Annotated in this window: 17 protein-coding genes and 1 pseudogene; 13 read left to right on the top strand and 5 right to left on the bottom strand. The window is 62.7% G+C overall.

Annotation, left to right across the window (positions count from 1 at the left end; all coding sequences use genetic code 11):
* Positions 1–13: 13 nt before the first annotated feature.
* The 6 genes and pseudogenes from ACIU1A_RS18755 to ACIU1A_RS18730 all read left to right on the top strand — a co-directional run bounded on the left by ACIU1A_RS18755 (position 14) and on the right by ACIU1A_RS18730 (position 4,956).
* Positions 14–802 (top strand): SDR family oxidoreductase, encoded by a 789-nt coding sequence (locus tag ACIU1A_RS18755; protein WP_404924946.1) that lies wholly within the window; start codon positions 14–16, stop codon positions 800–802.
* Positions 777–2,243, top strand: a pseudogene (locus ACIU1A_RS18750) (thiamine pyrophosphate-binding protein); the annotation flags it as partial. The gene ACIU1A_RS18755 and the pseudogene ACIU1A_RS18750, both read left to right, overlap by 26 nt.
* Positions 2,244–2,245: 2 nt before the next feature.
* Positions 2,246–2,479: a thiamine pyrophosphate-dependent enzyme gene (locus ACIU1A_RS18745; RefSeq protein WP_404927962.1), complete on the top strand. Its 234-nt coding sequence runs from the start codon at positions 2,246–2,248 to the stop codon at positions 2,477–2,479.
* A 25-nt stretch (positions 2,480–2,504) separates the two neighbouring features.
* Positions 2,505–2,837, top strand: coding sequence for a cupin domain-containing protein (locus tag ACIU1A_RS18740; RefSeq protein ID WP_404927961.1), 333 nt, complete (start codon positions 2,505–2,507; stop codon positions 2,835–2,837).
* Positions 2,838–2,961: 124 nt separating this feature from the next.
* Complete coding sequence (locus tag ACIU1A_RS18735) at positions 2,962–3,618, top strand: GntR family transcriptional regulator (RefSeq protein ID WP_404927960.1); 657 nt, start codon at positions 2,962–2,964, stop codon at positions 3,616–3,618.
* Positions 3,619–3,759: 141 nt separating this feature from the next.
* Positions 3,760–4,956: a diaminopropionate ammonia-lyase gene (locus ACIU1A_RS18730; RefSeq protein ID WP_404924945.1), complete on the top strand. Its 1,197-nt coding sequence runs from the start codon at positions 3,760–3,762 to the stop codon at positions 4,954–4,956.
* Positions 4,957–5,185: 229 nt separating this feature from the next.
* On the opposite strand, the gene ACIU1A_RS18725 is transcribed toward ACIU1A_RS18730, so the two are convergent.
* Genes ACIU1A_RS18725 through ACIU1A_RS18715 form a run of 3 tightly spaced genes read right to left on the bottom strand, consistent with a single transcriptional unit; the run spans position 5,186 to position 8,888 of the window.
* Positions 5,186–7,528, bottom strand: a complete 2,343-nt coding sequence (locus ACIU1A_RS18725; protein WP_404924944.1) for a xanthine dehydrogenase family protein molybdopterin-binding subunit — start codon at positions 7,526–7,528, stop codon at positions 5,186–5,188.
* Positions 7,525–8,022, bottom strand: a complete 498-nt coding sequence (locus tag ACIU1A_RS18720; RefSeq protein ID WP_404924943.1) for a (2Fe-2S)-binding protein — start codon at positions 8,020–8,022, stop codon at positions 7,525–7,527. Before ACIU1A_RS18720 ends, ACIU1A_RS18725 begins: the two co-directional genes overlap by 4 nt.
* Complete coding sequence (locus ACIU1A_RS18715; protein WP_404924942.1) at positions 8,019–8,888, bottom strand: FAD binding domain-containing protein; 870 nt, start codon at positions 8,886–8,888, stop codon at positions 8,019–8,021. Before ACIU1A_RS18715 ends, ACIU1A_RS18720 begins: the two co-directional genes overlap by 4 nt.
* Positions 8,889–9,218: 330 nt before the next feature.
* On the opposite strand from ACIU1A_RS18715, the gene ACIU1A_RS18710 reads away from it, so the two are divergent.
* From ACIU1A_RS18710 to ACIU1A_RS18685, 6 genes are all read left to right on the top strand, one after another.
* Entirely contained in the window at positions 9,219–10,490 is a 1,272-nt protein-coding gene (locus ACIU1A_RS18710) for an ArgE/DapE family deacylase (protein ID WP_404924941.1), read from the top strand.
* A gap of 86 nt (positions 10,491–10,576) precedes the next feature.
* Entirely contained in the window at positions 10,577–11,191 is a 615-nt protein-coding gene (locus tag ACIU1A_RS18705) for an SRPBCC family protein (RefSeq protein ID WP_404924940.1), read from the top strand.
* A 219-nt stretch (positions 11,192–11,410) separates the two neighbouring features.
* Positions 11,411–12,427 carry a PotD/PotF family extracellular solute-binding protein gene (locus tag ACIU1A_RS18700; RefSeq protein ID WP_404924939.1) on the top strand — a complete coding sequence of 339 codons (1,017 nt, stop codon included), beginning with the start codon at positions 11,411–11,413 and terminating at the stop codon, positions 12,425–12,427.
* Between the two features lie 181 nt (positions 12,428–12,608).
* Positions 12,609–13,463: an ABC transporter permease gene (locus ACIU1A_RS18695; protein WP_404924938.1), complete on the top strand. Its 855-nt coding sequence runs from the start codon at positions 12,609–12,611 to the stop codon at positions 13,461–13,463.
* Between the two features lie 9 nt (positions 13,464–13,472).
* Positions 13,473–14,264 carry an ABC transporter permease gene (locus tag ACIU1A_RS18690; protein ID WP_404924937.1) on the top strand — a complete coding sequence of 264 codons (792 nt, stop codon included), beginning with the start codon at positions 13,473–13,475 and terminating at the stop codon, positions 14,262–14,264.
* Positions 14,265–14,308: 44 nt separating this feature from the next.
* On the top strand, positions 14,309–15,436 hold the full coding sequence (locus ACIU1A_RS18685) for an ABC transporter ATP-binding protein (RefSeq protein ID WP_404924935.1): 1,128 nt from the start codon (positions 14,309–14,311) through the stop codon (positions 15,434–15,436).
* Positions 15,437–15,483: 47 nt separating this feature from the next.
* Here the strand turns inward: ACIU1A_RS18685 and ACIU1A_RS18680 are convergent, their stop codons facing one another.
* A complete protein-coding gene (locus ACIU1A_RS18680) occupies positions 15,484–16,479 on the bottom strand; it encodes a 2-hydroxyacid dehydrogenase (protein WP_404924934.1) in 996 nt (331 codons plus the stop codon).
* A gap of 41 nt (positions 16,480–16,520) precedes the next feature.
* Complete coding sequence (locus ACIU1A_RS18675; RefSeq protein ID WP_404924933.1) at positions 16,521–17,309, bottom strand: Asp/Glu racemase; 789 nt, start codon at positions 17,307–17,309, stop codon at positions 16,521–16,523.
* A gap of 139 nt (positions 17,310–17,448) precedes the next feature.
* Between ACIU1A_RS18675 and ACIU1A_RS18670 the strand changes: the two genes are divergently transcribed.
* Positions 17,449–18,402, top strand: a complete 954-nt coding sequence (locus tag ACIU1A_RS18670; RefSeq protein ID WP_404924932.1) for a LysR family transcriptional regulator — start codon at positions 17,449–17,451, stop codon at positions 18,400–18,402.
* The last annotated feature ends 90 nt before the right edge of the window (positions 18,403–18,492 follow it).

Below are 18,492 nucleotides of genomic sequence, written 5' to 3'. Positions count from 1 at the left end.
ATTGGGGGAGTCCATGGACCTCGGACTAAAGGGAAAGTGCGCTCTGGTAACGGCCGCCTCACGTGGCCTGGGGCGCGCTTCGGCGCTTGCGCTGGCGGCTGAAGGCGCCAAGGTGGCCGTCGCCGGGCGGGATGCCAAGGTGCTGGACGAATTGGTGCAGGAACTGCGCGCCGTGGGCGCGTCGGATGCGATGGCCGTCCGTATGGACCTCGCCCGGCACGAGACGCTGCGCCCTTCCGTCGACGCGGTGGCAGAAAAGTTCGGCGGTCTGGATATTTTTCTCGGCAATACCGGCGGTCCTGCCTCGGGCCCATTTCTCAGCGTTTCGCGCGAGGCGTGGCAGACGGCGATCAACGAAATCCTGCTGCCTCTGGTTGATCTTTCCCGTGCTGTGCTTCCGCACATGCAGGCCGCGGGCGGCGGGCGCATCATGTTCGTGACCACCGTCGGCGTGAAGATGGTGCAGCCCAACATGGTGCTTTCGGATTCGCTGCGGCTGGCAATCGTCGGCCTCGCCAAATCGCTGTCGATTGAGTTCGCGCATGAAAACATCATGGTGAACTGCCTTTGCCCCGGCCCGTTCGCCACAGACCGCATGGAAGACCTGATCGTCGCCAGCATGGAGCGCGACGGCCTTTCGCGCTCCGATGCCGAAGCGGTGTGGCTGGACGAGGTGCCGGCGCGCAAATTCGGCGATCCGGGCGATTTCGGGGCCATCGTGGCGACCCTTGCCTCGTCGCGCGGCGGCTTCATCACCGGCACTGCCATCGCGCTCGATGGCGGCAAGTCGCGAGCCTATTGAGGCCCCAACGGGTGCCAGTATTCCAGCGGAGATCGATATGACAGTGCAGATGGATGGCGGCGCCTCGATCGTCGGATGGCTCCAGGCGGCCGGAGTGGAGAACGTGTTTTCCGTCTCCGGCGGGCCGATCAATTCGATCTACCGCGCCTGCGCCAAACAGGGCCTGCCGCTGATCCATGCACGGCATGAGGCTGCGGCGTGTTTCATGGCCGAATCAGCATCGCGCGTCACCGGCAAGGCGGGCTGCGCGGTGGTCACGCTTGGCCCTGGAGTCACCAACGCGGTCACACCGGCGCTGGTGGCGACGATGGCTGGAACGCCGATGATCATCATCGGCGCGCATTCGGGTACGCGCAGCTTCGAACGGGGTGCGGGCATGTCCTACGATGTGCTGCCCGTCATGAAAGGCGTGACCAAATGGGCGGCGCGCTGCATCGATGGGAATCGGCTGACCGAGTATCTGGACATCGCCTGGCGCAAGATGTGGGCCGGACGGCCGGGGCCGGTCTTCCTTGAAGTGCCGACCGACATCCTGTCCAGCGCGGTCGACGCCGCTTCCGCCTCCACACCGCTTTCTGCGCCGCCGGCCCCAAGCAAAGCGGGTGTCACCGCGGCGGACGCCGAGGCTTTACGCACGCTGTGCAGCGCCGCCCGTCGTCCCCTGCTGCTGCTCGGCGACGAAACATTCTGGGATCGCTCCGACCGCACCCAGGAAGTTGTGGACAGGCATGGCCTGCCCTTCTCGACGCTGCGCCTGGCACGCGGCATCGTCGACGAAACGCAGGAGCGTTTCGCTGGTCCCGGCTACACCGCCTGCAATGGAGCGCTGCGCCGCGCGCTGGCGGAAGCCGACTGCATCCTGCTGGTCGGTCATCATTTCGAATTCGATCTCGAATTCGGCGATACGCTCGGGCCTGGTACCAGGGTGATCCAGGTGGCGTCCGACACGGAATTGCTGAACCGAAACCGCCGCGCCGACCTCGCGATCGCCGCTTCGCCGTCGAGCTTCTTCGACGTGCTGGCCGACGCACCGCCGATGCAGCCGGATAGTGCATGGGTTTCTTCCATCCTTACCGACTGGGCGACGGAGTGGAAGTCCCAGCGCGGGGAGGACGATAATACCGGCGTCCATCCCATCGTCGCGGTCGATGCCGTCACCGACGCCGCGCCCGGCAATACGATCTTCGTGTCGTCGCACGGCAATGTCGATTTCTGGGCGGACGCCCGCCTGAAATTCTCCGAGCCCGGCCGTTATCTGCGCGCCGGTCAATCCGGATCGCTGGGCGCCGAGGTGCCCTATGGCGCGGGCGCAAGCTTTGCCGATCCCGAGGCGCCGGTGATCGTCTTCGTCGGCGACGGCGGAGTGGGTTTCCATGTTTCGGAACTCGACACCGCCGAACGCTATGGCCGCGCCTTCATAATCGTCGTACTTGACGATCAGAAATGGGGGCGATCTCGCTGCCCCAGCACCAGAGTTTTGGCGAAACCTACCAGATGGACCTGCCGCGGCGCGACTGGACCAAGGTCGCCGAAGGGCTCGGCGGCAAGGGCTATCTGTGCCGCGACCCGCGATCGATCGGCGAGGCAGTCAAGGCAGCCATCGCCGCCGGCAAGCCGGCCATCGTGCAGGTGCCGGTGCGCAGCGTCATCAGTCCTTACATGGCCTATATCTCTTGAAAATGCAGACAACGAGGACGACGCGATGAAAATCTGGAAGAATGGCAACGCCACCGGAATCACCCCTCCCAACCATTTCGGCGGCCTGACCGTGCTTGATGTCGTTCCGTTTTCCGGCAGCAACTTCTCGGTGCAGGTGTCAAAGGCACCGAAGGGCGGCGGCGGCGAACTACACCATCACGACGACTGGTCCCAGGTTTTCCACATGATCAGCGGGGAGATGACCTTCGACACAGGAAAGGAACGATTTAAGCTGTCGGCAGGACAGGCAGTGCTTTTCGAGCCGGGTGACCCGCACTATACGATCAACGAGGCCGATGAAGAGAGCACCTACCTCGTCATTACGGTCAAACAATAGAAAGGGCGTTGGGCGAAGGCGAACAGCCATATCGGCGACACGCACGTGTATGGTTGAAGTCTTCGTGATCCTGCTCTTGAGAATCGGAGTGACGTGTGGTTGAAGCCGTTGCAGAGGAAAAAGAATCCCGGCTGTCGTCCGACAGCCTGATCCGATTCTCGAAGGCGATATACTCGACAGCAAGCTGAAGCCTGGTGATCGGCTCGACGAGCAGTCGCTAGCCCGGCGTTTCGAGGTATCGCGTACGCCGGTGCGTGAGGCCTTGCGGCATCTGGCCTCCAGCGGCCTTGTCGAAATCCGCAAGAACCAGGGTGCGACGGTGCGGCGCCTGACCACCACCGAACTGATCGAGATGTTTCAGGTGATGGCGGAATACGAGGGACTCTCGGCGCGGCTAAGCGCGCGGCGCATGTCGATTGCCGAAATCGAGGAAATGCGACGTCACCACACGGAATGCACTGCCCTCGCCGAGGGCCGTGACTATGAGGGCTTTTTCGCCGCCAACAACCTGTTTCATGAGGCGATCTTCCTTGGTTCGAAAAATGAGTTCCTGCATGCGGAAGCCCGCAAGCTGCGCAACCGCGTCAACGTTTACCGCAGGCACATCACCGGGCCGCGGCTGATGCATAAATCGGTCGAGGAACACGCCGGCATCGTCGCGGCGATCGAGGCCGGCGACGAGGAACGCGCCCATCGGCTGATGCGCGAGCATGTGGATCTTCTCGCCGGCTCGGCGGCCGACGTGGTGCTCGCGCTTCAGGCGCAAAACGGCGAAGCTTAGCGCTGTTATTTGCCGACGCAGGACTTCTGTAGCTGGACATCGCATTTGCAAGAGTTTCCGGCATCGGCGACCTGCGGCTGATTGGATGCAAAATTCGCGGGCGCGCGCCAGCGCCACCCGCCAGACGAAAGGGAGTAGAAAATGCTGGTCGAGAACAATTCCGCCAAGCACGGACAGGCGCTCAGCCGCAGCGAGGCGGCGATCGTCGGCAAGGCGGCGCCCGACGAAGTGCGGCGTTACCTGCCGGCATTCCCGATCTACAAGAAGACGCCGCTGCTCGAACTGCCGGGCTTGGCGCGGTCGCTCGGCCTTGCCGGTATCGCCGTCAAGGACGAAGGCCAGCGCTACGGCCTGTTTAGCTTCAAGGCTCTGGGCGGCGCCTATGCTGTGGCGCGGTTGGTGCTCGAACATGCGCAAAAACAGCTCTGCCGTAGCCTGACGCCGGCGCAATTGCTGGATGGCGACGTGCAGGCGGTCGCGCGTGGCATGACGGTGTGCTGTGCCACCGACGGCAATCATGGCCGTTCCGTTGCCGCCGGCGCCCAGATGTTCGGCTGCCGCTGCGTGATCTTTCTGCACAGCGGCGTCTCGGCAGGCCGAGAAGCTGCAATCGCCGCCTTCGGCGCGGAAATCCGGCGCACCGACGGCAACTACGACCAGTCGGTCGCAGAAGCCAGCGCCACCGGCAAGGCCGAGGGCTGGACGGTGGTTTCCGACTTCTCTTCCGAGGGCTATACGGAAATTCCGGGCACGGTCATGCAGGGCTATGCGATCATGCTGGACGAGATCGTCCATCAGTCGACCGCGCCTTACACGCATGTCTTCGTGCAGGGCGGCGTCGGCGGGCTCGCAGCGGTCGTTTCCGGTCACCTCCTCGACAGGTTCGGCACGGAGCGGCCGCGCATCATCGTGGTCGAGCCGTCGCGGGCAAATTGCCTGCAATTGAGTGCGCAGGCGAACCGCCGCCTGGCGATGGAGGCCGGCGACGCCACGGTGATGGCGATGCTCGAATGCTATGAGCCTTCGCTGGTCGCGTGGGATATCCTGGAAAAGAGCGCGGATTTCTATCTCGACGTCAGCGACGACACCGCGGTCGAGGCGCTCAGGCGTTTCGCTAAGCCGCTTGAAGGCGATCCGGTGCTCAAGATCGGCGAGTCCGGGGCTGCGGGCCTTGCTGGCCTCGAAGTGGCGATGGCCGATCCTACCATCCGCAACAGGCTCGGGTTGAACGCAAAATCGCGGGTGCTGCTGATCGGCACCGAGGGCGCTACCGATCCAGAGCTTTACGAAAAGCTGCTGAAGGATGGCACCGCCGCCTTCGCCGCCGCAGGGCACTGACTTTTCCAGTCGGCGACCGTAAGCTCGCTGCCTGGAAAGGCGCCGTTTCTGCTTGTTGACGAACATGACGGCTCGCCGTCATCCTCGAGCTTGTCCCGAGAATCTGCCCAGCGTCCAGTTAAATAGCTGAGACGTATTGTCATCCATGTGCGTGGATGCTCGGGACAAGCCCGAGCATGACGATCGGAGACCTGCCCACACTTCGTCAGCGCTTTTCTTCGGGCGCCTGTTATTCGCCGCGCAGCGCCGCTGAAAGCTTCCAGATCGCGTTGCCGTTCAGCGGGGTCGAGGTAACCTGTACATCGAGTGCGTCGGCGACCGCATTGGCGATAGCGGCGGCCGGCCCAATGGCGCCGCCTTCGCCCATGCCCTTGGCGCCCAGCGGCGTCAGCGATGTTGGGGTGACGATATGATGGACCTCGATGTTGGGGATTTCCGGCGCCTGCGGCATTAGATAGTCGGCGAAGCTCGTCGTCAGCGGCTGGCATTCGGCATCGTAGACGAAATGCTCCAACATGGCCGAACCGATGCCCTGGACGACGCCGCCGCGAACCTGGCCGTCGGCGATCATCGGGTTGAGCACGACGCCGCAATCCTCGACCACGACGAAACGGCGCAGCTTCATCTTGCCGGTCGGCACGTCGATTTCGACCACGGCGGCGTGCACGGCGTTGGAATAGGTGCCATCCGCCGGTCCGTCCTGGCTGAAGGAAGCTTCGAGGCCGGGCACCATGCCTTCCGGCATCTGGTCGGCGTTGCGCAAGGCGATGCGCGCCAGCTTGCGGATCTCGACGAAGCGGCCGGCATCGGCCTTGAGGCAGGCCTTGCCGCCGCCAAGCACGACATCCTCCGCCTTGGCCTGCAGCAGGTGAGCGGCGATGGCGCGCAGCTTGTCGGCCAGTTGGGTCGCTGCGGTATGGACCGCGCCGCCGCCAAGCGCTGCCCCACGGCTGCCCCATGTGCCGACCGAGTAGGGCGTCATCAGCGTGTCGCCATGGCGCACGAACACATCCTTCGGATCGATGCCGAGCGCATCGGCGGCCACCTGTGCCATCGTCGTTTCGAGACCCTGGCCATGGTTCTGCATGCCGAGGTCGACGATCGCCTGGCCGTCCGGCTCCATTTCGACGCGGGCGGCGATGTAGCCCGTCTCGATGGGGACGCGGCGGCGGATGAAATCCGGCGTCCCATGCGCCGTCTGCTCGATGAAGCAGGCGATACCGACGCCGACGCGCCTCGTGGTCGACGCCTTGGAAGCCTCCGCCTCGGCGCGATCTGCAGCCAGAAGCTCGCGTATCGTTTCCAGCGACTCGGCGTAAGAACCCTTGTCGTAGCTGAAGCCGAGCACGTTTCTATATGGGAATTCGCGGATGATGTTCTTCAGCCGGAATTCGATCGGATCGAGGCCGAGTTCCTCAGCGATGTCGTCCATCAGCCGTTCCTGCGAAAACACGGCGGACGGTCGGGCGACACCGCGATAGGTGCCTATCGAGCATTTGTTGGTGGCGACCGCCCGGTAGACGGCGTGGTAGGCCTGGAAGTCGTAGGGGCCGGGCAGCACCTTGCCGACCATGCCGGGCTCGCCGGCCGAGGTGAACGGGTAGGTGGAATAGGCGCCGTTGTCGACGGTGACGTCGGCCTTGAGGCCGAGCAGCCGGCCTTCCGCAGAGACATAGGCTTCAAGGACGTGGAGATGGTCGCGGGCATGGATGCTGGCCATGAGATGCTCGCGCCGGTCTTCCACCCATTTGACTGGCCGGCCGGTCTTCACCGCCAGCCATGCTACCAGCACTTCCTCGGTGAACACCTGGCCCTTGACGCCGAAGCCGCCGCCGACATCCGGCGCGATGACGCGCAGCCGCGATTCGGGCCAGTCGAGGACTTCGGAGAGATATGTGCGCACCAGATGCGGGATCTGGGTGGAAGACCAGATGGTCAGCACGCGGTCGGCGGGATTGTATTCGGCGACGACGCCGCGCCCTTCCATCGGCACGCCAGCCTGACGCTGGGTGCTGTAGGTGCGGCGGATGATGTGCGCGGCCTCGGCGCGCGCCTTGTCCAGGTCGCCGCCCTTCATTTCGCGCTCGACGATGACATTGCTTTTCCAGCCGTCGAACAGGGTTGGCAAGGAGGGATCGCGCGCCTGGTCCATCGTGCCGACGACCGGCAGCGGATCGTAGTCGACAAAGACCAGTTCGGAGGCGTCCTCCGCCTTGTAGGGATCGTCCGCCAGTACCGCCGCCACCGGCTCGCCGACGAAGCGCATCTTGCCGGAGGCAAGGATGGGCTGCTCGGAATATTGCATCTGCGGATAGTCCTGATGCGCCTTGATCGACAGGCTGCCGAGATCGTCCGCGGTGAAGACCTGCGTCGGGAAGCCGACATCCGCCAGTGCCGAACTGTCGATGCCGAGAATGGTCGCGTGCGCCACCTGAGCCCGTACCATCGACAGATGCAGCATGTTCGGCCGGGTTATGTCGTCAAGGTAGCGCGCGGCGCCGGAAAGCAGCCGCACATCCTCGAAACGAAGTACCCGCGCGCCAATATGCCTCGGATTTTCAGCCCGCGTCATGATCTGTTACTCCCCTCGGCAAGGTGGTCGCCGATCGCCTTGCGCACCGCCGCGACGATGCCGTGGTAGCCGGTGCAGCGGCAAATATTGCCACTCATGGCTTCCCTGATCTCGTCGTCGTCGGGCATGCGCTTTTGGGCCGCCATCGCGCTCACGAAGGGGATGAGCGCCATGATGAAGCCGGGCGTGCAATAGCCGCATTGCAGGCCATGCTCGCTCTTGAAGGCCTGCTGCAGCGCGTGTTCTGCGTCCAGGCCGCCGACGCTTTCCACGGTCGCTATCGCCTTGCCTTCGCATTGCACCGCAAATGTCAGGCATGACAGTTTCGGCACGCCATCTATATGCACCGTGCAGCAGCCGCAAGCGCCATGGGCGCAGCCAATATGAACACCGGAAAGTCCGAATTCGTGGCGCAGCACATCCGCCAGCAGGCGGCGCGGCTCGACCGCCAGCGACTTTTCGGTTCCGTTTACCTCAAGCGTGATGTCGGTCATTTGCTTTCCAGTGCCCTTGCGCAGGCGGTTTCGACCGCGCGCCGCGTCAGTTCGCCGATCAGGGCTCTCTTGTAGTCGGCGCTAGCGACATGGTCGCTCGATGGCTGGACTTCGGCTGCGAACATTTGGCCAGCCTCCGCCGCCTGCGGGGCTTTCAGCGGCTTACCGACGAGAAAGGCTTCGACGTCCGGCGCGCGTATGGCAACAAGATCGGCGCCGCAGCAGACGATCGCCGCCTTGGTGATGGTTGCGCCATCGAATTCGAGCACGGCGCCTACCGACGCGGTGGCAAAATCGCCGCGCCGTTCGCCGATTTCCATGAAACTTCCCGCCGATGCTGCCGAAGGCATCGGAAACTCGACCGCGATCACGAGTTCGCCGGGCTCCAACGCGGTGACGTAGGCGCTTTCGAAAAAGTCGACGGCGGCGATGCGCCGCTCTCCATTCATCGAGCGCACGACGATCGATGCATCGTGGAGGATTGCTGCCGCCGGCAATTCCGCCGTCGGGTCGGCATGCGAAAGGCTGCCGCCGATCGAGCCATGCCTTCTGATGGTGGGATGCCCGATCCAGTGCACGGCATCCATGAAGGCTGGGAAATGTTTTGCGACCCTGGAATCGCTGGCATAGTACTCATGCCGGACCAGTGCGCCGATGCGCATGACGTTGCCGTCGAATTCGATATCGTTCAGCGCCAGCGCGTTGATGTCGACCAGATGGGAAGGGCGCGCCAGCCGCAAATTCATCATCGGCACCAGGCTTTGCCCACCGGCGATCGGACGCCCTTCGTCTCCGAACTCGGCAAGCAGGCGCACAGCATCTTCAATGTCGGCTGCCTTGTGATATTCGAAAGAAGAAGGCCTCATCACATTCCTCAGGGCGCTGGCCTCAGGGCAGTTGGCCTCTGGGCAGGGAACAAACAGGCGTCCGCTGGAAGGCGGCCCGCTGCATTGGCTATTCCGATATGGGGGCTTATCCGATGCCGGAGCAAGCCGCTGTTTTATTCTGGGCCGACCCTAAGCGAAGCCAAACTTGTATGCAATAATAAAAATATTGTAGACAAGTTTGGCTGCGATGCGTATGACTGGATATCCTTACCGGTCTTCTCCATCCGTCGTCCGTCTCCGCGACCGGGCGGAGAGGATCGGGCCTCATCCGAGAAGGTCACCGGCGCAACACAGCATGGAGTTTGGCGAATGAGCAGCACAAGCCGGCAAGCCGTCCTCGATACCATCGATAGGAACAAGGACAAGGCGATCGAACTCCTGCGCAAGATGGTATCGATCCCGAGCGTCACCGGCGACGAGGCTGCCATCCAGGCTTTCGTGGCCGACTACATGAAGGGCATTGGCCTTGACGTCGACATGTGGGAAACGGACTGGGAGGAACTCAGGAAGCATCCCGGCTACCGCCCCGTCGATCGTGGCTATGAGGGCCGGCCGAACATCGTCGGCACGCGCAAGGGCAAGGGCGGCGGCCGCTCTCTACTGCTCAACGGCCATACCGACGTGATCCCGGTCGGCAACGGCGAAGGCTGGAGCGACAATCCGTGGTCGGCCAAGATCGAGAACGGCCGCATCTACGGCCGCGGCTCCTGCGACATGAAGAGCGGCGTGGCCGCGCACATCCTTGCCGTGCAATTTCTGAAAGAGGCCGGCGTCGATCTCAAGGGCGACGTCTACATCAACGTCGTCATCGACGAGGAAGTCAGCGGTCACGGCACGCTCGACACCGTCATGCGCGGCTACAAGGCCGATGCCGGCATCTCGGGCGAGACCAGCGACCTTCATGTGCAGCCGGCCTGCATCGGCCGCATCTGGTTCCAGATCGACGTTGAAGGCAAGCCTGCCGGCATTCAGCAGCGTTATCTCGGCATCAGCGCCATCGCGCTCGGCAACAAGATCGTTCAGGCCGTCCAGGAACTCGAGGACGAGCGCGTCGCCACCGTCAAGCATCCGCTCTATCCGAGCGCCATCGATTCGCTGCCCTGCATCATCGGCAGTTTCCAGGCGGGCAATTATCCAAGCGCCTTTCCCGCCAGCGCGGTGCTCAAGGGCAGCATCGGCACCGTGCCGGGCGAGGACCACGAAGGCGTCAAGCAGAGCCTGGTGGACAAGATCGCTGCCGTCGCGGCAACGGACCCGTGGATGAAAGACCATCCGCCGGTGGTTCGCTTCGTCGGCTACGACGCCGAGGCTTCGGAAATCCCAACGGACCACCCCATCGTCACGACGCTGTCGAACACCTACAAGGAACTGACCGGCCGCGATCCGGTGATCAGCGGCCGGCAAGGCGCGGCCGACACCCGTTTCCTCAATCAGTACGCGGACACGCCCACTGTCATCTTCGGGCCCGGTTCGACGGCGGTGATGCACGCCAATGACGAATATGTCTCGATCGAGGATTATCTCATCGCCATCAAGGTGATGGCGCTTTGCATCCATGACTGGTGCGAACCGGCCAACTAACAGCGGCCGCGCCAGCCGCGCGCCTGATGGGCAACATCGGCGCGCAACGCGTGGCCATGACATAGGGCAGAGCCCAGGAGCGACCCGTGCCCCAGATCAAGCAGGTATTCACCGTCAACCATCCGCGCCCGGTCGTTTGGGCCCGGTTCCAGGATTTGCCGCAGGTGGCCGAGTGCCTTCCGGGTGCCTCCCTTACCGACCCCGTGACGGCAACCCATGCCGCCGGCCGCATGACCGTCAAGCTTGGCCCGGTGCGCGCCGATTTTGGTGGAGCCGTCGAGATCGAGGCTGACGAGGCTAGCTACACCGGCAAAATCGCTGGCACCGGAATGGACAAGAGTCACGGTTCGCGGGCCAAGGGCAATGTCGTCTACACGCTCGAGGAAACCGCAAACGCCACCGCCACCAAGGTGACGGTGATGGTGGACTACACCCTGGCCGGATCGCTGGCGCAATTTGCTCGCGGCGGCATCGTCGACGCCGTCGCCGACCAGATCTGCCGCGAATTCGCAACGAATCTGGAAACGCAGCTCAATGCGGAGCGGGAGCAGGCGGCGGAGCCTACGCCAGACGGGTGCGCGGCGAATCCGGCCGGTGCGGTGGTGAAGCCTGCTCCGCACCGAGCCAAAGAACTCAACGCTATAGGGTTGATCGTTGCCATCCTGCGTCGAAAGGTGCGTGTCCTGCTGGGGCGAGCCTGAGCAAGCCGGAGCATGTTTCCGGACGTCGCCACCAGTTCAGTATGCAATTTACACTTCTTGGTATGCATAATATATCTACTTGAATACAATACCGACAAAAGCTAAGGTCGCTTGCCAAGCCCGACATTCCAGACGGGATCGGTCGGAACGATCGGAACTGCTGGAGACAGCCGAGTTCCGGGGCGGAACACAAACAGGGAGGAAATGATGGCAATTCGTATGAAAGGTCTGCTAGCCGCCGCCATACTGTTGGCGGGGACGGGCATCGCCTCCGCGCAAGGCACGCTGGTGGTCAGCATCTGGGGCGGAAACTGGCGTGACGGCGCCCAGGAGGCGATCGCAACCGAGTTCACCAAGCGCACCGGCGTCGAGGTCAAGTTCATCACCGGCGGCACCATGGACCGCCTGACCAAGGCCAAGCTTTCGGCGGGCGCGCCCGAGGCCGACGTCACGCTTACCACCAGTCACGTGGCGTATCTCTATTCCTCCGACAACCTTTTCGAGAAGCTCGACACTTCGAAGATTCCCAATCTGAAGGAAACCTATCCGTTCGCGCAGCGGAGCCCCTACACCGTGGGCCTGTATTCCTATGTCTATGCGCCGGCATACCGCACCGACCTGATGCCGGCCGATTTCAAGATCACCAGCTGGAAGGATCTCTGGGGCGACCAGGTCAAGGATAAGCTTGGCCTGCCCGACTTCGATCCGAGCCACATCATTATCGCTGCCGCCAAGCTGTCGGGCGCCGACGCCAAGGACTGGAAGAAAGGCATCCCGCTGCTTGAAAAGCTGAAGCCCAACGTCAAGGCGCTCTACCAGTCCGATGCGACTTCGCAGGAATTGATGAAGACCGGCGAGACCCCCGTACAGGTCCTGCTGTCGATCAACGCCTACCACCAGATGGGGCAGGGCATTCCGATCAAGCTCGTCATTCCTGAGGAAGGCGGCGTTGTCGGCATCGATGCTGTCGGCATCAGCGCGGGCACCAAGATGGCCGACGCGGCGTATGAATTCATTAATACGGCGCTCGACCCAAAGGTCCAGGAGAAGCTCTGCGACCTCTACAAATGCTCGCCGATGAACGCCAAGGCGCATGTCAGCGAAGAGATGTCCAAGCTTCCCGGTATCTTCACCTCGGAGGACCAACTGAAAAAGCAGATCATCGTCGACGACGAGACCCGCGCCAAACTGCTTCCCGAATGGAAGTCGTGGTTCACCGAGAATATGACGCGCTAACTATCTCGCCTGCATCTGCTGCACCGTCCGCAAACGAAATCGGTTTTCGCCGGCTACGGTGCAGCCTGTTCGAAGTGCTAGAGCGTCCCTTGTGCGTCCGACAGGGCGTGTGGCGCTCTAGCCGCTCCCCGCCGTGTATGGCGGAACGAAGACTTCTCATGGACCTGGAGTGGAGCCTGCGGTGAACGATCGGCGGATATGGTGGTTCTTCATAGTGCCCTGCATGCTGGTGGCGCTTGCCGTCGTCATGTCGCTGGCCGCCGTTTTCCAGTACAGTTTTCGTGAATTCATCCCCGGGTCCCTCGATACCGGCGGCTTAACGCTCGACAATTTCTACAATATCGGCCGGCCGCTCTATTTTCTGGTGATCCTCGACACGCTGCTCATCAGCCTCTTGACCGCGGTTTTCTGCCTGCTGCTGAGCTATCCCGTCGCCTACGCGCTGGTGCGCACCGAGGCGGAGTGGTTGCGCGCCTTGCTGGTCATCTTATCGATAACGCCGCTGTTCACCGGCGAGATTGTGCGCACCTATGCCTGGATGCTGGTGCTCGGCAGCGACGGTTTCGTCAATTCGATCCTGATGTCGCTCGGTATCGTCAGCGCGCCGGTGCAGTTCATGTACACGAAGTTCGGCGTTATCGTTGCACTCGTCCATTTCTCGATGCCGGTCATGATCATCCTGCTCGCCACCGCCATCAGCCACGTCAACCGCGACTACGAGAAGGCCGCGGCCAATCTGGGCGCGGCGCCGCTGATCGTTTTCTGGCGGGTTACCGTGCCGCTGACCATGCCCGGCATCGTCGCCAGCACGGTCGTCATTTTCGCGTGGACCATGAGCGCCTTCGCTACGCCTCAGTTGATCGGCGGCGGCAAGGTCCTGATGATCTCCAATCTCGTTTACCTGCAGGGGCTGTCGTCGTTCAACTTCCCGGTCGCGGCCGTGCTCAGCGCGGTTGCCTTCATCGCCGCGGTCGGAAGCCTGGCTCTCGTTCAACCATTCGTCACGCGGCTTGAGCGCCGCGTCGCGCAGCAATAGGCAATGGCCATGGGCAAGTTCCTGTTCTGGGCGCTGGTAGTCGCCATCCTCATATTCCTGACGATCCCGGCGGTCGTCGTTATCATGAGTTCGGTTAATCCGACCGAAACACTCGCATTCCCGCCAAAGGGCTTTTCGCTCCACTGGTACGCGCGCGCTTTCAGCTACGACGATTTCCGGACCTCGTTCTACAGCGGCCTGATTGTCACGGTTTGCGCCTCGACGATCGCCTCCGTGGTGGGCGTAGCGGCGGCTTATGTGACCCACCGCTACGCCTTCAAGGGAAGGCGTCTCCTGGAGTTCCTTCTGGCGGCCCCGCTCATCATCCCGCGCTTCACCACCGGTTTCGGCTTCCTGCTCGTCGGCGCCGGGCTCGGCATCAACAATGGCTATGCGATTGTGATCCTGACGCATGTCGTGCTGGTGTTGCCCTTCGTCACGCGCAGCGTCTATGTCAGCCTGGTCAATGTCGACCGCTCGCTGGAGCGCTCGGCGGCCAATCTCGGCGCCTCACCGGTAAACGTCTTGCTGCGCATCACCCTGCCGCTCCTGACGCCGGGTATCGTCGGCGGCTGGATCATCGCCGCGATCCTTTCCTTCACCGAATTCACCGCCTCGCTCTACGTAACCAGCTATGCCACGCAGACGCTGCCTGTGGCCATGTACACCTATGTTCGCGAATATACCGATCCGACGATCGCGGCGATTTCGGCCTTGCTGATCATCACCACGACGTTGGGCATGTTCATCGTCGACAAGACACTTGGCCTGAAGCGCGTCCTCGCCATCGAATCGCACTAGATCCCGACATGACATCTTCAGCGCATGACGCTCAGGGAGAGAACATGAATACTCAAGCGGCAACCGGACACCATGGCGACGTTGCGGTAGAGATCGCCAATGTCGCCAAGAATTATGGCGCGGTGGTCGCCGTCAAGCAGGTCTCGCTGCCGATCAGGCGGGGTGAATTCCTGACCCTGCTCGGGCCCAGCGGCTGCGGAAAGACGACGCTGCTCAACATGATCGCCGGCTTCGAGGCGCCGACGGCCGGAACAATCAGCATCGACGGACGCGACGTCACCAACGTGCCGCCGCACCTGCGTGATACCGGCATGGTGTTCCAGAACTATGCGCTGTTTCCGCATATGAACGTGTTCGACAACGTCGCCTTCGGCCTGCGTATGCGCAACGTCGAAAAGCAGAAGATCGCGCACGATACCGAGGCGGCCCTCGACATGGTCAAGCTTTCAGGCATGGGCGGGCGCCGGGTCAAGCAATTGTCGGGCGGCCAGCAGCAGCGCGTGGCGCTGGCGCGCGCCATCGTGTTCGGGCCGAGCGTACTTTTGCTGGACGAACCGCTGTCGGCGCTGGACAAGAATTTGCGCACCCAGATGCAGTTCGAGCTCAAGGATCTGCATCGCAAGACCGGACTGACCACCATCTTCGTCACCCATGACCAGGGCGAGGCGCTCAGCATGTCCGACCGCATCGTGGTGATGAGCAAGGGCGAGATCCAGCAGATCTCCCAGCCGCTCGAACTTTATAGCCGCCCGGTGAACAGTTTCGTGGCCTCCTTCATCGGTGAAATCAATCAGCTTCCCGTAGCGCGGCTCAAGCGCAGCGGCAGTGCGGTCGCGTTCGCCTTCCAGGACGGGTTGGCGCTCGATGCCGGCGATGACGGACGCGCGCTGCCGGAAGACAATTCCGATGTCAGCATCTTCGTGCGGCCCGAAAGCATCGCTATCGCCGATGCAAGCGGACAGGCCGGCAATGTGGTCAAGGCCAAAGTGGTTTCGCACATCTACCAGGGAACGCATACGGTGACGCGCATCGAAGCGACGGGGCTGGGCCTGCTCGACATGCGCGTCAGCGGCGGCCAGATCATCGACCAGAAGCCGGCTGGTTCGGCGATCGATGTCTATGTCTCGCTCGACAATGCCGTCGTCTTGAAAGCGGTGCAGGGCGCGAAATAGACTTCTCTCCCGCTGACGTCTGCTCCCGACCAGCCGACGCGGATGGATCAGTAGCCGCGCCGGGTGTCGGCGCGGTGCAGGGGTTCGCCACCGGCGCTGACTCGCCTGATGCTTTCGGCAACGTCGCGCGCGGCTGCCTCCGGAACGGTGATGCTGGCCAGATGCGGCGTGATCAGCACGTTTTCCATGCCCCAGAAGGGGTGGTCCTGCGGCAACGGCTCGACCCAGAACACGTCGAGCGTGGCGCCGCCCAAGTGACCGGAGCGCAGCGCCTCGACCAGAGCCGGCTCGTCGACCACCGGCCCGCGCGATGCATTGACGAACTTGGCGCCGCGCGGCAAGGCATCGAAAACCGTTTTGTCGATAAGCTTTTCCGTGTGCTTCGTATGCGGCATCATGTTGACCAGGATTTCGACGTCCGACAGGAACGCATCCCGTTTGGAAGCGCCAAAGGTTTTCACGCCGTCGATCGTCTTGTCGGCATGGTCCCAGCCGCGCACGTCGAAGCCGGCCGCCGCGAGGCCGGACGCCACCGCGCCGCCGAGATGACCGAGGCCTAGCACACCGACCTTGATCCGGTGCAGCGGGCGCGGATGGATATACTGCCATTCGCGCCGCCGTTTGGCCTGTTCGAACTCGGGGATGTTGCGGGCATAGCGGATCACCGAAAACAGGACGTAGCTGCGCATCAGGGCGATCATGCCGGGGTCCGACAGGCGTGAGATAGGCACGTCGGGCAGATCGTTGCGACCGACGAGCAGATCGATGCCCGCGCCAAGATTGATGACCTGCGCTATGTTCTTGAACGGCTCAAAGAATCCGGGCGCCGGCTTCCAGGCCAGCACATGGCGGATATCGTCCGGGTTGCCGACGTCCGGATAGACGCGGAAATCGAGGCCGGGAATGTTTTCCTTGAGCGCGTCGCCCCAGGTGACCGGATCGTCGAAATCGCTGAAGAAGAGCACCGCGCCATATTGCCTTGCCGCATCGTCCTCGGTAGGCGAGGTGAGTTGCGGTGCCGATGAAGCGGATTGTGTGCTCACTGCCTTATCCCCCCTGCCGCGGCGCCTTGAGGCGAGTTCACTCAAGCGGTTACATCGCGCATCAGGCTGCCGAAACCAGGTTTGGCGCCCTTGACGCCGGCCAGCGTCAGGCTGTGCCAGAAGGAAGCCTGGATGGCTGAGACGACCGGCTTGCCCAAAGCCGTTTCAAGCGCTTCGATCGCGCCCGCCGTGCGGAAATTCGTGCAGCTCACAAAGACGGCGGTGGCGTCCGGATGATCAACCGATTTGCACAAATCATAGACCTGTTCCAGTGAAACCTCGGCCAGTTGCAGATCCGTGTTGATGCCGAGATTGTGGGAGCGAAGCACCTTGTGGCCGCTTTCCTCGAGAAAGCGGATGGCGCGCTGGTGGATCTCGTCGACATAGGGCGTCGCCAGCGCCACCGGTCCGGCCTTCACCTTGGCCAGCGCCGCCAGGCTGGCGGTCGAGGCAGTGGTTATCTTTTTGCCCGGCGCCCAGGCGACGAGCTTCTTCGTCAAGGCATGATCGTAGGAGGTGCCGTGCAGGAAGGAAGCGCTGGTACCGCCGAAGCACAGGACATCGATCGGCGCCGAACCGAGCAGGCGCGCCGCCTCTTCCAGTTGCGGCGCGTTCATCATCGCCTCGATGCCCTCGACAGTGACCTTGGGCAGCTTGATCCGGGTCGTGTGGACGGAAACGCCCTCGGCGGCCATCGCCCACATTTCCGATTCCATCACCACGCTCGAGGCCATGAAGATCAAGCCGATCTTGGCGAGAGACCCGTTGCCATCATAACGGAACACAGGGTGCGCCTGCGATCGGGCCGCCGCTATTTCCAGGGTCGTCATTGCAAAGCTCCTCCTGCCTAACTTGCGGGCCTATCTCACCCATGCGCGGTTTTCTCATCCCGCATCCTGACTTGCATCATGCCGCAGCGTCGTGCATCGGTAAAATAGTTTTACCTGCTTAACCAAATCGGGAAATCCTATGCAATTCTCGTTTCGGTCGCTTCAATACGTCGTCGCGACCGCGGAGGCCGGCAGCGTCAGCGGCGGCGCCCAGATGCTCAACAGTTCGCAGCCTTCCGTCTCCGCCGCGATTGCCCAGATCGAGGCGGAACTCGGCGTCGCGCTGTTCGTGCGTCATCATGCGCGCGGCATGACCATGACCGCGGCGGGGCAGCGGTTCGTCAACGAGGCCCGTATCCTGCTCAACCATGCACGCGATTTCGCAAGAAGTGCCGCCGCCCTTGGCGCGGCGGTGACCGGCGAGATCACGGTGGGAAGTTTCGTCACGCTCGCTACCCGGTTCATGCCCGGGCTTTTGACCGAATTCGCGGCGCGCGCACCCGGCATCACGGTCAATCTGGAGGAGGGTAACCAGCAGGAAATCCTTGAGGGGCTGACCAGCGGGCGGCTCGAACTGGCGCTGGCCTATGCCTACGCCGTTCCCGAGGACATCAAGGCCGAGCGCTTGACGGAACTGCCGCCCTATGTGCTCGTCTCGTCCGAGCACCGGCTGGCCCGGCGCCGCCAGATCAGCTTGCACGAAATCCGCGATGATCCCTTCATCTTGCTGGACCTGCCGATTTCGAGGGATTATTTCCTCAACCTCTTCCTCACCTGCGGCATCGAACCTCGCATAGCCTACCGTTCGCGTTCGCCGGAACTGATCCGCAGCCTGATCGGCCATGGCCGCGGCTACACCATCCATAACGTCTTGCCGAGCAACGGCCTGAGTTATGACGGCAGCCGCATCGTTGCGCTGCAAATCACCGATCGGGTGGCGCCCGTGCATGTCGTGGCGCTGAGCCTGCGTCGGCAAACCATGCGGCCGACCGTGCAGTTGTTCGCAAGCTTCCTCGCCGGCGCGTTTGCACCGGGAGGACTTTTCGAAACCGGCCTTTCGACTGTTTCCGCGCCGTCCATGCCACGCGGATAAACACGTCGAGGCCTTGGCAAATAAGGCTTCCAGCGGCACATTGTATGCAATATCGATTTTTTTGTAGACATTATCCTCACTCCACGGATA

It is taken from the genome of Mesorhizobium maamorense (genome assembly GCF_044998965.1).
GTDB lineage: Bacteria > Pseudomonadota > Alphaproteobacteria > Rhizobiales > Rhizobiaceae > Mesorhizobium.
This window is presented reverse-complemented; position numbering and strand designations above follow the sequence as displayed.

What these genes read in the sequence shown, in the direction of transcription:
- ACIU1A_RS18670 (WP_404924932.1), top strand. Translation starts at nt 17,449, where the DNA reads ATGCAATTCTCGTTTCGGTCGCTTCAATACGTCGTCGCGACCGCGGAG.
- ACIU1A_RS18720 (WP_404924943.1), bottom strand. Translation starts at nt 8,022, where the DNA reads ATGACCGACATCACGCTTGAGGTAAACGGAACCGAAAAGTCGCTGGCG.
- ACIU1A_RS18745 (WP_404927962.1), top strand. Translation starts at nt 2,246, where the DNA reads ATGGGGGCGATCTCGCTGCCCCAGCACCAGAGTTTTGGCGAAACCTAC.
- ACIU1A_RS18690 (WP_404924937.1), top strand. Translation starts at nt 13,473, where the DNA reads ATGGGCAAGTTCCTGTTCTGGGCGCTGGTAGTCGCCATCCTCATATTC.
- ACIU1A_RS18730 (WP_404924945.1), top strand. Translation starts at nt 3,760, where the DNA reads ATGCTGGTCGAGAACAATTCCGCCAAGCACGGACAGGCGCTCAGCCGC.
- ACIU1A_RS18675 (WP_404924933.1), bottom strand. Translation starts at nt 17,309, where the DNA reads ATGACGACCCTGGAAATAGCGGCGGCCCGATCGCAGGCGCACCCTGTG.
- ACIU1A_RS18740 (WP_404927961.1), top strand. Translation starts at nt 2,505, where the DNA reads ATGAAAATCTGGAAGAATGGCAACGCCACCGGAATCACCCCTCCCAAC.
- ACIU1A_RS18710 (WP_404924941.1), top strand. Translation starts at nt 9,219, where the DNA reads ATGAGCAGCACAAGCCGGCAAGCCGTCCTCGATACCATCGATAGGAAC.
- ACIU1A_RS18685 (WP_404924935.1), top strand. Translation starts at nt 14,309, where the DNA reads ATGAATACTCAAGCGGCAACCGGACACCATGGCGACGTTGCGGTAGAG.
- ACIU1A_RS18725 (WP_404924944.1), bottom strand. Translation starts at nt 7,528, where the DNA reads ATGACGCGGGCTGAAAATCCGAGGCATATTGGCGCGCGGGTACTTCGT.
- ACIU1A_RS18700 (WP_404924939.1), top strand. Translation starts at nt 11,411, where the DNA reads ATGAAAGGTCTGCTAGCCGCCGCCATACTGTTGGCGGGGACGGGCATC.
- ACIU1A_RS18755 (WP_404924946.1), top strand. Translation starts at nt 14, where the DNA reads ATGGACCTCGGACTAAAGGGAAAGTGCGCTCTGGTAACGGCCGCCTCA.
- ACIU1A_RS18715 (WP_404924942.1), bottom strand. Translation starts at nt 8,888, where the DNA reads ATGAGGCCTTCTTCTTTCGAATATCACAAGGCAGCCGACATTGAAGAT.